The organism is Brevundimonas vesicularis, assembly GCF_900445985.1.
Taxonomy (GTDB): Bacteria; Pseudomonadota; Alphaproteobacteria; order Caulobacterales; family Caulobacteraceae; genus Brevundimonas; species Brevundimonas vesicularis_D.
In genome coordinates, this window is sequence record NZ_UAQP01000005.1 from 946869 (window position 1) to 959426 (window position 12558).

The 12558-nt window shown below is 64.8% G+C and carries 14 protein-coding genes; 13 read left to right on the forward strand and 1 reads right to left on the reverse strand.

From position 1 onward, the window contains the following. The first annotated feature begins 4 nt into the window (after window positions 1–4). On the forward strand, window positions 5–763 hold the full coding sequence (gene ygiD / locus DT343_RS04655; protein WP_112861932.1) for a 4,5-DOPA dioxygenase extradiol: 759 nt from the start codon (window positions 5–7) through the stop codon (window positions 761–763). On the opposite strand, the gene DT343_RS04660 is transcribed toward ygiD, so the two are convergent. After that, the gene (locus DT343_RS04660) at window positions 764–2317 is read right to left on the reverse strand and encodes an AMP-binding protein (RefSeq protein ID WP_112861933.1); all 1554 of its coding nucleotides are present in this window, start codon (window positions 2315–2317) and stop codon (window positions 764–766) included. A gap of 183 nt (window positions 2318–2500) precedes the next feature. Here DT343_RS04660 and lipA point away from each other — a divergent pair, with 183 nt between their 5' ends. The 12 genes from lipA (at window position 2501) to DT343_RS04720 (ending at window position 12545) form a co-directional block, all read left to right on the forward strand. After that, window positions 2501–3463 carry a lipoyl synthase gene (lipA, locus tag DT343_RS04665; protein ID WP_112861934.1) on the forward strand — a complete coding sequence of 321 codons (963 nt, stop codon included), beginning with the start codon at window positions 2501–2503 and terminating at the stop codon, window positions 3461–3463. 7 nt (window positions 3464–3470) lie between these two features. Then, entirely contained in the window at window positions 3471–3923 is a 453-nt protein-coding gene (locus DT343_RS04670; RefSeq protein ID WP_112861935.1) for a type II toxin-antitoxin system RatA family toxin, read from the forward strand. Further along, complete coding sequence (locus DT343_RS04675) at window positions 3920–5035, forward strand: NAD(P)/FAD-dependent oxidoreductase (RefSeq protein ID WP_112861936.1); 1116 nt, start codon at window positions 3920–3922, stop codon at window positions 5033–5035. The genes DT343_RS04670 and DT343_RS04675 overlap by 4 nt, the downstream gene beginning before the upstream one ends. After that, window positions 5032–5583, forward strand: a complete 552-nt coding sequence (locus DT343_RS17875) for a sugar O-acetyltransferase (RefSeq protein ID WP_112861937.1) — start codon at window positions 5032–5034, stop codon at window positions 5581–5583. The genes DT343_RS04675 and DT343_RS17875 overlap by 4 nt, the downstream gene beginning before the upstream one ends. 133 nt (window positions 5584–5716) lie before the next feature. Further along, entirely contained in the window at window positions 5717–5899 is a 183-nt protein-coding gene (gene rpmF, locus DT343_RS04685) for a 50S ribosomal protein L32 (RefSeq protein WP_026108365.1), read from the forward strand. A gap of 109 nt (window positions 5900–6008) precedes the next feature. Beyond that, the gene (locus DT343_RS04690; protein ID WP_112861938.1) at window positions 6009–6644 is read left to right on the forward strand and encodes a hypothetical protein; all 636 of its coding nucleotides are present in this window, start codon (window positions 6009–6011) and stop codon (window positions 6642–6644) included. 89 nt (window positions 6645–6733) lie between these two features. Then, the gene (gene eno / locus DT343_RS04695) at window positions 6734–8011 is read left to right on the forward strand and encodes a phosphopyruvate hydratase (RefSeq protein ID WP_039243670.1); all 1278 of its coding nucleotides are present in this window, start codon (window positions 6734–6736) and stop codon (window positions 8009–8011) included. 138 nt (window positions 8012–8149) lie between these two features. Then, entirely contained in the window at window positions 8150–8449 is a 300-nt protein-coding gene (locus tag DT343_RS04700; RefSeq protein WP_112861939.1) for a septum formation initiator family protein, read from the forward strand. A 134-nt stretch (window positions 8450–8583) separates the two neighbouring features. Further along, on the forward strand, window positions 8584–9612 hold the full coding sequence (gene pdhA, locus DT343_RS04705; RefSeq protein ID WP_039243674.1) for a pyruvate dehydrogenase (acetyl-transferring) E1 component subunit alpha: 1029 nt from the start codon (window positions 8584–8586) through the stop codon (window positions 9610–9612). Between the two features lie 34 nt (window positions 9613–9646). Continuing rightward, complete coding sequence (locus DT343_RS04710) at window positions 9647–9871, forward strand: hypothetical protein (protein WP_181669117.1); 225 nt, start codon at window positions 9647–9649, stop codon at window positions 9869–9871. Then, window positions 9868–11247 carry a pyruvate dehydrogenase complex E1 component subunit beta gene (locus DT343_RS04715; RefSeq protein ID WP_112861941.1) on the forward strand — a complete coding sequence of 460 codons (1380 nt, stop codon included), beginning with the start codon at window positions 9868–9870 and terminating at the stop codon, window positions 11245–11247. Before DT343_RS04710 ends, DT343_RS04715 begins: the two co-directional genes overlap by 4 nt. After that, complete coding sequence (locus tag DT343_RS04720; RefSeq protein WP_112861942.1) at window positions 11244–12545, forward strand: pyruvate dehydrogenase complex dihydrolipoamide acetyltransferase; 1302 nt, start codon at window positions 11244–11246, stop codon at window positions 12543–12545. The genes DT343_RS04715 and DT343_RS04720 overlap by 4 nt, the downstream gene beginning before the upstream one ends. Window positions 12546–12558: the final 13 nt, after the last annotated feature.

Below are 12558 nucleotides of genomic sequence, written 5' to 3' on the forward strand. Positions count from 1 at the left end.
TCCGATGCGCCAGCCCGCCGTTTTCTTCGGTCACGGTTCGCCCATGAATGCGCTTGGCGGTCCCTATGGGGCCGCCTGGCGTGCGCTGGGCGAAGCGATCGGCAAGCCCAACGGTGTGGTGATGATCTCCGCCCACTGGGAGACGCGCGGGCTGGGCGTCACCGCGCAGGAGAGGCCCGAGACCATCCATGACTTTGGCAACTTCCCGCGCGAACTTCATGAGATGCAGTATCCGGCGCCCGGGTCGCGCGCCTTGGCGGCGCGGGTGTCGGCGTTAACCGGCGCGGTCCAGACGAAAGCGTGGGGCCTGGATCACGGGACCTGGTCGGTCCTTTGCCATGTGTGGCCCGAGGCGGACGTGCCGATCGTGCAGTTGTCGCTGAACAGCGAGCTGGCGGCGCGCCAGCATTACGATCTGGCCAAGGCGCTGAAGCCGCTGCGGGACGAGGGGATCGTCATCGCCGGCTCGGGCGACTTCGTCCACAATCTACGCACCTGGAAGCGCGAGGACGGCGCCGAACCGTACGCTTGGGCGACCGGGTTCAACGAGGCGGTGAAGGCGGCGTTCCAAAGGGGCGACCATGACGCCCTGATCGACTGGGTGGGTCTGGCCGAGGACGCGCAACTGAGCGTGCCGACCGACGAACATTTCCTGCCGGTGCTTTATATCGCCGCCCAGCAGGAGCCGGGCGAGGCGGTCAGCTTCTTCAACGACCGCATCGACGGCGGCTCGATCTCGATGACGGGGGTCCGGATCGGCTGATCAGGCCGCCTTCTCGGCCTCGACCATCTTCTGGATCGACACATAGTCGGTCTTGCCGGTGCCCAGGACGGGGACCTCGGCGACCTTGACGATCTTCTTCGGCACGATCAGTTCGGGCGCGCCGTTGGTGCGGGCCCATTCGGCCAGAGGCGCGACCTCAGCGTCTGCGTGGTCAGTGACGAGCACCAGCTTCTCGCCCTTACGGCTGTCCGGAATCGACACGACGGCGTGGCGCTGATCCGGCCAGACGGCGCCGGCGATCCCTTCGACGGCGGTCAGTGAGACCATCTCGCCGCCGATCTTGGCGAAGCGCTTGGCGCGGCCGCGGATGGTGACATAGCCGTCGTCGGTCACATCGACGATGTCGCCGGTGTCCAGCCAATCGTCGCCAATCGGATCCCACTGCAACGGCTCGGCCGAGGTGACATAGCCGCTCATGACATTGGGCCCACGCAGCATCAGGCGACCGCCTGCGTCGATGCCCTCGACTGGCTCCAGCTTCCAGTCGATGCCCGGCAGCACCTGGCCGACCGTGCCGGGCGTGTTGCGGTCAGGATGGTTGACGGCGATCACGGGCGAGGCCTCGGTTGCGCCGTATCCTTCCAGCAGTTCGACGCCGCCGAACTTGGTGTTGAACAGGTTGCGGGTTTCCTCGCGCACCTTCTCGGCGCCCGCGACCACGAACTTCAGTGTCGAGAAGTCGTTCGGTTCGGCGACGCGGCCGTACTGGTTCAGGAAGGTGTCGGTCGCGAACAGGATCGATGCGTTCACTTGGGGCAGCAGGTCGGTGATCTGTTTGGCGTGCAGCGGCGACGGATACTGGAAGGCTTTCAACCCTTGCAGCAGCGGCAGAATGACCCCGCCGGTCAGGCCGAAACAGTGGAAGGTCGGCAGGGGATTGAACATCACCCATTCGGGCAGCAGGTCGATGTGGGCCGCCACCTGACGCGCATTGGCGACGAGGTTCTTCTGGCTCAGCACCACGCCCTTGGGCGTGCCGAAACTGCCCGAGGTGAACAGGACGACGCCCGGCGCGTCGGGGTCTGTCTTCACGCGAAACCGTTTGGGCGCCGCGCCGGCGGCGAGGCCATAGAGCTTGTCGGCCAGGCCGATGGTCTTGCGGACATCGTCCAGCCAGACGACCTCGGCCACCGTCTTCAGTTCGACGATCAGGTCGTCCAGCTTGGCCTGGTCGATGAAGCGTTTGGCGGTCAGCACCTTCTTGACGCCCGACGCCTTTATCGCAGCCTTCAGATTGGCTTCGCCGGCGGTAAAGTTCAGCATCACCGGCACACGACCGTGGGCGTGCAGACCAAAGAATGTGACGACGACGCCCATGGACGACGGCAGCAGGATCGCGACCCGCTCGCCCTTGTCGGTCATGTCAGCGATCTTGCGGCCCAACACGAAGGCGGCGCGGATCAGGCCGGTGTAGGTCAGCGGATGCCGGTCCTGATCCTCCAGGATCTCCTTGTCGCCGAACCGCGACCGCGCATCGATCAGGGCGTCGATCAGGGTCGAGTCGTAAAGCGAGGGATCCAGGGCCTGGCGCAAGCGCGTCTCCTACGGAGGACGCGGGCGGCCCTCTCTGTTGTTCGGGCGACTGTCATTAATGACGCCGCGTCATCTTGAAAAGATGCGTAACGTCGCGTGAGTTCCGATGCGCGATCACGCCTGCGGCAAGTCTGTTACCCGGTGTGCCTTGCCTAAACGGCCTCAAAGTCCGAAATACCGGCCATGGTCACCCTGATCGACACCCTTCAGCGTAAGCCGTCCGAGCTGCGTCACCCCGAAAAGCAGAACCGGCCCGAGTCGGTCGTTCTGAAAAAGCCCGACTGGCTGCGGGTGAAGGCGCCGGGCTCTGGTCAATACAACGCCACCAAGGAGATCGTTCGCTCCAAGGGGCTGGTGACGGTCTGTGAAGAAGCGGCCTGTCCGAACATCGGCGAGTGCTGGAGCCAGAAACACGCCACCTTGATGATCATGGGCGACACCTGCACGCGGGCCTGCGCCTTCTGCAACGTCAAGACGGGCTTGCCTCAGCCGCTGGATCCGGAAGAGCCGGGCAAGGTGGGCCTGGCCGTCCAGCAGATGGGCCTGAACCACGTGGTCATCACCTCGGTCGACCGCGACGATGTGGCCGACGGCGGCGCAGCCCACTTCGCCGAGGTGGTGCGCCAGATCCGCATCCAGGCGCCGGAAACCACTATCGAGATCCTGACGCCCGACTTCCTGCGCAAGGACGGGGCGGCCGCCGTGATGATCGACGCCAAGCCCGACGTCTTCAATCACAACCTGGAGACCGTGCCGCGCCTGTATCTGAAGATCCGGCCGGGCGCGCGCTACTTCCACAGCCTGCGCCTGTTGCAGATGGTAAAGGAGCGCGACCCGAACCAGTTCACCAAGTCCGGCATCATGGTCGGTCTGGGCGAGACCAAGGAAGAGGTCATGCAGGTGATGGACGACATGCGGTCCGCCGGCGTCGATTTCATCACAATCGGCCAGTACCTGCAGCCGACGCGCAAACATGCCGCGATCGACCGCTTCGTCACGCCGGAAGAGTTCAAGGCCTATGAGGCGATCGCCCGGGCGAAGGGCTTCCTGATGGTGTCGTCCAGCCCGCTGACGCGTTCGTCGCACCATGCCGGCGACGATTTCGCCCGGCTGAAGGCGGCGCGCGAGGCGCAGCTGCGCCGCTAAGTCCCGCATGGCCGTCCACCGCGTCACGCGCATTCTTCCCTATGCGCCCCAACAGCTTGCCGATCTGGTCGCCGACGTGCGCGCCTATCCCGACTTCGTCCCTTGGGTGACGTCGATGCGCGTCTGGAACGCGCACGAGGAAGGCGATGGCGTCGGCTTGCAGGATGCGGAGGCCAGCGTCGGGTTTTCTTTCCTGAAAGAGCGGTTCTCCACCTGGGTCCGGCATGATCGCAATGCGCCCAAGGTCGAGGTCGGCCTGCTGCGCGGCCCCTTCAAACACCTGAAGAACCGTTGGGAGTTCTTTCCCCATCCGGACGGCACGCGGCTGGAGTTCATGATCGACTTCGCCTTCAAGTCCCGGATGCTGGACATGATGCTGTCGGCGAACTTCGATCGGGCGGTGGAAAAGCTGATCGGCTGTTTCGAGGCTGAGGCGAAACGGAGATACGGCGTCCGATGAGTTTTGATTTCGACGCGACCGTCGTGGGCGCCGGGGCTGTGGGCCTGGCCTGTGGTCGGGCGCTGTCGAAACGGGGCCTGACGGTGCTGGTGTTGGAGAAGGAAGCCCACATCGGCCAGGGCGTCTCCTCGCGCAATTCCGAGGTCATTCACGGCGGCCTCTATTACCCGACCGGATCGCTGAAGGCCCGCTTCTGCGTCGAGGGACGCCGAGCCCTCTACGACTTCCTGGCCAGCCGCAAGATCGATCACTGGAAATGCGGCAAGCTGGTCGTGGCGACGCAGGAGGCAGAGGTCGAACGGATCGAGGCGATCTTCGAACAGGCGACGGCGAATGGCGTCGAGGGGCTGGCGCATCTGACCGGCGCCCAGGCGCGGGCGCTGGAGCCGGAGCTGAACGCCCACGCCGCCATCCTGTCGCCCGAGAGCGGCCTTTTCGACAGTCACGGCTATATGCTGGCCCTGCAGGGCGAGATCGAGGATGCGGGCGGGTCGGTCGTGGTCTCGGCGCCGTTCGAGGGCGCAGAGCCGTTGGCTGGCGGCGGCTTCACGATCCGTGTCGGCGGGGAGGGGGCGATGCAGGTCACCAGCCGCCTTTTGGTCACCGCGCCCGGACTGTCGGCCCAGGCTGTGGTGGCGGCGATCGAAGCCTATCCGCCCGGAGACATTCCCGTCGGGCATTTCGGCAAGGGCGTCTACTTCCGTCTGACGGGTAAGGCGCCGTTCGATCGGCTGATCTATCCGCCGCCCATCCCCGGCGCGCTGGGCACCCACTATCGCAAGGATCTGGGTGGTCAGGCCGTGTTCGGGCCCGACCTGGCCTATGTCGAAACCGAGGATTACTCGGTCGATCCTGCCAAGGCCGAAGAGTTCGCCACCTACATCCGTCGTTTCTGGCCGGGTCTGCCCGACGGCGCCCTGACGCCGGACTATGCCGGCATTCGGCCCAAACTGCATGGGCCGGGCGAGCCGCAACCGGACTTCCAGATTCATGGCCGGGAGCATCACGGCATCGATGGTCTGATGGCTCTGTTCGGCATCGAAAGCCCCGGCCTGACCAGTTCCCTGGCCATCGGTGAAGCTGTGGCTAAGGGTTTGACGGAGAACGCATGACCGAGCGCGAGAAGATGCTTGCGGGCTTGCCCTACGATCCGGGCGATCCCGATCTGCGCGATGGCCGGGCCCGCGCCGTGGCCCTGACCGTCGCCATCAACGCTGAGCCGGATCGCGACCGGCGCGGCGCCCTGGTCAACGAACTGGTCAATGCGGCCGACGGCAAGGCGATCATCATGCCGGGCTTCTTCTGCGACTACGGCGTCAACATCCACCTTGGCGCGCGGGCCTTTGCGAACGCCAACTGCGTGTTCTTGGACTGCGCCGAGATCCGTATCGGCGACAACTTCCAAGCCGGGCCGGGCGTGCAGCTACTGACGCCGGAACATCCATTGGACGCGGTCGCCCGCCGGGGCGAGGAGACGGCGCGGCCGATCGTCATCGGCGACGACGTCTGGATCGGCGGCGGCGCTATCGTTCTGGCGGGTGTCACCATCGGCGATCGGTCGGTGATCGGCGCGGGATCGGTCGTGACGAAGGACGTGCCGTCCGATGTGGTGGTGGTCGGCAATCCGGCGAAGATCGTGCGTCGTCTGGCGCCTGCTTAAACGCCTTGAAATCGTCGCGCGGTTCATGCATAAGCCGCGCCTCGCGTGGCGGTCCTGAGGGCCGCCGCTATTGTTTTCGCGCTAGACGGAGCTCGGCTCTGGGCGGCGCCCGACTTAGAAGATTGAGACGGACATGGCCGTTCCGAAGCGCAAAGTATCTCCCTCGCGTCGCAACATGCGCCGCGCCCACGACGCCCTGACCTCGAACGTCTACGTCGAGGACAAGGACACCGGCGAGCTGAAGCGCCCGCACCACATCGACCTGAAGACCGGCACCTATCGCGGTCGTCAGGTCATCACGCCGAAGGAAGACTAGTCTTTCAGGCGACCCGACTTCGGTCGGATGACGATTTCAACGGCGTGCGGTGACCCGCGCGCCGTTTTCGTGCGTTGAATGCGGTGAAGCTTCATTTGGAGAATACTGCATGATGATTCGTCTCACCGCCGTCAGCGCCGTCGCGCTTCTCACCCTTGCCGCCTGCGGCCGTGACGAGCGCCCGACCGCAGAAGCGCCTCAGGAGGCGCCGCCGGTCGCCATGGCGCCGGCGGCTCCGACCCCGCCTGTCACGCCCGCCGCCGATCCCAATATCCTTACAGCCGAGGGGCTGGGCCCCGTGCGAATCGGAATGTCGCGGGCCGACCTGGTGAAGGTTTGGGGGGAGGACTCCCAGCCGAACGCTGTTGGCGGCCCTGAGCCGGAGGTCTGCGATCAGTTCCATCCGACCAAAGCGCCGGCGGACGTGCTCGTGATGATCCAGAGAGGGGTCCTGACACGAATCACCCTGTCTCGTGGCGCGACAATCGAGACAGATCGCGGGTTTGAGGTGGGCGACACGGCCATGGCGATCAAACAGGCGTACGGCGGATCGATATTCGCACAACCGCACAAATATCAGGATGCGCCCGCCGAGGACCTGTATGCTTGGTCAAAAGGCGGTTCCAGCGCCTATGTCACCGACCCGGCGGCCCGTGGGGTCCGCTATGAAGTCGGCGCGGACGGCAAGGTCATCGCCATTCACGCTGGCGATCCTTCTATCCAACTGGTGGAAGGCTGTTCCTGACGCCCGGCGACGATGTCGGCATTGGCGTTTGGCGGGGAGGCGGCTAAACCGTCTGACCTCCCTTGCCCCTTGAGCCAAAGAGCCGAGCCATGACCGACATCGCCGACATCGTCGCCCGCCAGATCCTCGACAGCCGGGGCAATCCGACGGTCGAGGTCGATGTCACGCTGGAAGACGGTTCGTTCGGCCGCGCCGCCGTTCCGTCCGGCGCGTCCACGGGCGCGCACGAAGCGGTCGAGCTGCGTGACGGCGACAAGGACATGTGGGGCGGCAAGGGCGTCCAAAAGGCCGTCGACGCTGTCAACGGCGAGATCTTCGACGCCCTGTCCGGCATGGACGCCGAGCAGCAGCGCCGGATCGACGAGGCGATGATCGAACTGGACGGCACGCCCAACAAGGGCCGTCTGGGCGCCAATGCGATCCTGGGCGTGTCTCTGGCGGTCGCCAAGGCCAGCGCCCTGTCGGCCAATCAGGAACTGTATCGATACCTGGGCGGCGTCTCGGCCCGCGTCCTGCCGACCCCGATGATGAACATCATCAACGGCGGCGCCCACGCCGACAATCCGATCGACATCCAGGAGTTCATGATCCTGCCCACCGGCGCCGAAACCTTTTCGGACGCCGTGCGCATGGGCGCCGAAATCTTCCACGCCTTGAAGAAGCAACTGAAGGACGCCGGGCACAACACCAACGTCGGCGACGAGGGCGGCTTTGCGCCCAATCTGGCCTCGGCCGATGAGGCGCTGAGCTTCATCACCAAGGCGGGCCAGGCGGCGGGCTACCTCGCCGGCGAGGATTTCCACCTGGGCCTCGACGTCGCCTCGACCGAGTTCTTCAAGGACGGCAAGTACGTCATGGCGGGCGAGGGCAAGACAGTCGATTCCGAAGGCATGGCCGCCTACTTGGTCGACTTGTGCGAACGCTTCCCGATCGTGTCGATCGAGGATGGTATGGCCGAGGATGACTTCGACGGCTGGCGCCTGCTGACCGAGCGCCTGGGCGACCGCGTCCAACTGGTCGGCGACGATCTGTTCGTGACCAATCCGGCGCGTCTGGCTGCGGGTATCGGCGAAGGTCTGGCCAACTCGATCCTGATCAAGGTCAACCAGATCGGCACCCTGTCGGAAACCTTGGACGCCGTCGATATGGCCCACCGCGCGGGCTATACCGCCGTGATGAGCCACCGGTCGGGCGAGACCGAGGACTACACCATCGCCGACCTGGCCGTGGCGACCAACTGCGGGCAGATCAAGACCGGCTCGTTGGCCCGCTCCGACCGGGTGGCGAAGTACAACCAGTTGCTCCGCATCGAGGAAATGCTGGGCGACCAGGGCGTCTATTTCGGCGACGGCATGCTGCTGAAATAGAGATCCGAATTGTCGGCGGAGAATCAGCGTTTTCCGCCGACAATCTTACGGTCAAGCTACATTTCGTTAGGCATTTTCGGGCACGGTTTCTGAACTGTGTTTTCGCGCTCAGAAGGAGCGTCTCAAGTGCCCGAACGGATGAAACCTTACCGCCTGTCCCTCGCCCTGTTGCTGCTTCTCGCCTATCTCGGGGTGCAGGCGCTGACGGGCGAGCGCGGACTGCTGAGCGGATCGTCTCGCGACGCCCTGCTTGGGCAGCGCGAGGACCAGCTGGCGCATCTGACCGAGCAACGCCGCGACCTTGAGACGCGGGTTCGCTATCTTCGCACCGACAGTCTGTCTCGCGACCTTCTGGAAGAGCGCGCGCGCGCCGTTCTGGGTTTCTCCGACCCGCGCGACTATGTGATCCGCGTCTCGGCCCCGGTCGCCCAAGGCTGAGCGACCTTCACCACTTGAACTATTGTTACAGGGCGACCCGCACCCCTTTGCGTTACCGGAAGGAAGGCTGCTAAAGCCCCTTTCCGTAACGATAAGAAGGCGTCGGTTCTCGGCGCCTAGCCGGGAGATACCGGATGGCGAAAGCCCCAGCCAAATCCGCTCAGACGACCACGCCTGATAAACTGCCCAACACGCCGACGGCGTCCAAGGAAGACCTTCTGCGCTTCTATCGCGAGATGGTTCTGATCCGCCGCTTCGAAGAGCGTGCGGGCCAGCTCTACGGCATGGGTCTGATCGGCGGCTTCTGTCACCTGTACATCGGCCAGGAGGCCGTGGCGGTCGGCGTTCAGGAGAGCGTCAAACAAGGCCACGACAAGATCATCACCGGCTATCGCGACCACGGCCACATGCTGGCCGCCGGCATGGATCCCAAGGAAGTCATGGCCGAGCTGACCGGCCGCAGCGGCGGTTCGTCCAAGGGCAAGGGCGGATCGATGCACATGTTCGACGTGCCGACCGGATTCTACGGCGGTCACGGCATCGTCGGCGCCCAGGTGGCGCTGGGCACCGGCCTGGCCTTCGCCGGCAAGTATCGCGGCGACGATTCGGTGGCCTTCGTCTATTTCGGCGACGGTGCCTCGAACCAGGGGCAGGTCTACGAGAGCTTCAACATGGCGCAGCTGTGGAAGCTGCCGGCCATCTACATCATCGAGAACAATCAGTACGCCATGGGCACGAGCATTGAACGCTCGTCCTCGACGACCGAACTGTATCAGCGCGGCGCCAGCTTCGGCATTCCGGGCGAGCAGGTCGACGGCATGGACGTGCTGGCCGTGCGCGATGCGACGGCGCGTGCGGTGAAGCGCGCCCGCGAGGGCGGCGGTCCCTTCATCCTGGAAGTGAAGACCTATCGCTATCGCGGTCACTCGATGTCCGACCCGGCCAAGTACCGGACCAAGGAAGAGGTTGACGAGGTCAAGAAGACCCGCGACCCGATCGATCACCTGAAGACGCTGCTGTCGGCCGCCAATGCGACCGAGGACGAGCTCAAGGCCATCGACAACGAGATCAAGGCGATCGTCGCCGAAGCTGTTCAATTCGCCCAAGAGAGCCCGGAACCCGATCCGTCCGAGCTCTATACCGACGTTTATGTGGAGGCCTAATTCTATGGTCTCCCGACACCATCTTAAAGATTGGGTGATCGAGGCGCTCCGAAACATCGGAAAGCCTGCGAAGATCATTGATGTTGCCAAGGAAATCTGGCGTGCTCATGGCGCAGAACTTGAGGGAACGCCTCTGTTCTACACTTGGCAATACGATATGCGCTGGGCAGCACTTTCGCTCAGCAAGGAAGGTAAAGTAGCGCTCTCTAACACTGTTGGAAAAGGACAGTGGGCGCTCATGGGGAGCTCCGCTCGATGACTGATATTCTGATGCCGGCGCTGTCCCCCACGATGGAAGAGGGCACGCTGACCAAATGGCACATCAAGGCAGGCGACTCCGTGTCGGCCGGCCAGGTGATCGCCGAGATCGAAACCGACAAGGCGACGATGGAAGTCGAGGCCGTGGATGAAGGCGAAGTGCTGGAAATCCTGGTCGCCGAAGGCTCCGAGAACGTGAAGGTCAACACGCCGATCGCGCGTCTGGCCGGCGAAGACGGCGCAGCGGCCCCTGCGCCCAAGGCTGAACCCGCAAAGGGCGAAGCTGAGGCGCCCAAGGCTGCGGCCGAAGGCAAGACTGGCGATCCGGAAAAAGCCCCGGCCCAGACCGTGACGCCCAAGGTCGAACTGCGCGACCCGGAAATTCCGGCCGACGCCAAACTGGTCAAGACGACCGTGCGCGACGCCCTGCGCGACGCCATGGCCGAAGAGATGCGTCGCGACGATCGCGTCTTCCTGATCGGCGAGGAAGTCGCCCAGTATCAGGGCGCCTATAAGGTCAGCCGCGACCTGTTGCAGGAGTTCGGCGACCAGCGCGTCGTGGACACCCCAATCACCGAGCACGGCTTCGCCGGCCTGGGTGTCGGCGCGGCCATGTCGGGCCTGAAGCCGATCGTCGAGTTCATGACGTTCAACTTCGCCATGCAGGCGATCGACCACATCATCAACTCGGCCGCCAAGACGCTCTATATGTCGGGCGGTCAGATCCGCGCGCCAATCGTGTTCCGCGGCCCGAACGGCGCCGCTTCGCGCGTCGGCGCCCAGCACAGCCAGGACTACTCGGCCTGGTATGCTCAGGTGCCCGGTCTGAAGGTCATCGCACCCTATGACGCGGCCGACGCCAAGGGCCTGCTGAAAGCCGCCATCCGTGACCCGAACCCGGTCGTCTTCCTCGAACACGAGATGATGTACGGCCTGGAGTTCGACGTGCCGGAGGTCGAGGACTATGTCCTGCCGATCGGCAAGGCCAAGGTCCGCCGCGAAGGCAAGGACGTCACCATCACCGCGCACAGCCGCATGGTCGGCTTCGCCCTGCAGGCCGCCGAGAAGCTGGTCGAGGAGGGTGTCGAGGCTGAGGTGATCGACCTGCGCACCCTGCGCCCCCTGGATCACGAGACCATCGTCGAGAGCGTCAAGAAGACCAACCGTCTGGTCTCGGCCGAAGAGGGCTGGGGTCCGATGGGCGTCGGCGCCGAGGTCGTGGCCCGCGTCATCGAACACGCCTTCGACTATCTGGATGCCCCGCCGCTGCGCGTGCACCAGGAGGACGTGCCGCTGCCTTACGCCGCCAATCTGGAAGTGCTGTCGTTGCCGGGCGTGGACAAGATCATCGCCGCCGTGAAGCAGGTGATGGCATGACCGACATTCTGATGCCCGCCCTGTCTCCGACGATGGAGGAGGGCGTTCTGGCCAAGTGGCACGTCAAGGTAGGAGATGTCGTCTCCGCCGGCGACGTGATCGCCGAGATCGAAACCGACAAGGCGACGATGGAAGTCGAGGCCGTTGACGAGGGCGAAGTCACCGACATCCTGGTCGCTGAAGGCACGGAAGGCGTGAAGGTCAATACGCCCATCGCCCGCCTGAAGGACGAGGGCGGCGCGGCCTCACCCAAGCTGGCTGAAAAACCCGCCGCCAAGACCGAAGAGGCGCCGAAGGCCGAGGCCGCCCCCGCTGCTGCCGAGGCACCCAAGGCCGCCACGGCTGCCGCTCCGGCGCCCGCCGCGCCGAAGTCGGACAGCGGAGATCGCATCTTCTCGTCGCCGCTCGCTCGACGTATCGCCGCTCAGAACGGCGTCGATCTGAAATCGATCAAGGGCACCGGTCCCCACGGCCGCATCGTCAAGCGCGACGTCGAGGCCGCTGGCAAGGGTTCGACCCAACCGGCGACCGCCTCTTCGGCGTCGCCCGCCACGACCGCAGCCGAGCCGCGCAAGGCGCAGTCGCTGGCGCAGATGGGCATTCCGGACGGCAGCTACGACCTGATCCCGCTGGACGGCATGAAGAAGGCGGTTGCGCGTCGCATGGTCGACAGCGTCCAGAACGTCCCGCACTTCCCGCTGTTCATCGACTGCGAGATCGACCAGCTGATGGCCGTGCGCGCCAAGGTCAACAAGATGCTGGAGCCGCAAGGCATCAAGGTCTCGGTCAACGACTTCGTCATCAAGGCCGCCGCTCTGGCCCTGAAGATGGTGCCGGAGGCGAACGCCTCCTACACCCCCGAAGGCATCGCCATGCACCACAACGCCGATGTCTCCATGGCGGTGGCGATCGACGGCGGCCTGATCACCCCGATCATCAAGAAGGCCGAAGCCAAGGGTCTGGCGCAGATCGCGACCGAGTCCAAGGACCTGGCCAAGCGCGCTCGCGACCGCAAGCTGAAGCCGGAAGAGTTCCAGGGCGGCACCTTCTCGGTGTCCAATCTGGGCATGTTCGGCATCAAGCAGTTCACCTCGATCATCAATGAGCCGCAGGGCTGCATCATGAGCGTGGGCGCGGGCGAGCAACGCGCGGTCATCAAGAACGGCCAGGTCGTGCCCGCCACGGTCATGACCGTGACCCTGACCTGCGATCACCGCGTGGTGGACGGCGCGACCGGGGCCCGCTTCCTGCAGGCGTTTAAGCCGCTGATCGAAGATCCCGTCGCGATGCTGGCCTAAGGGGAGGGTGAGG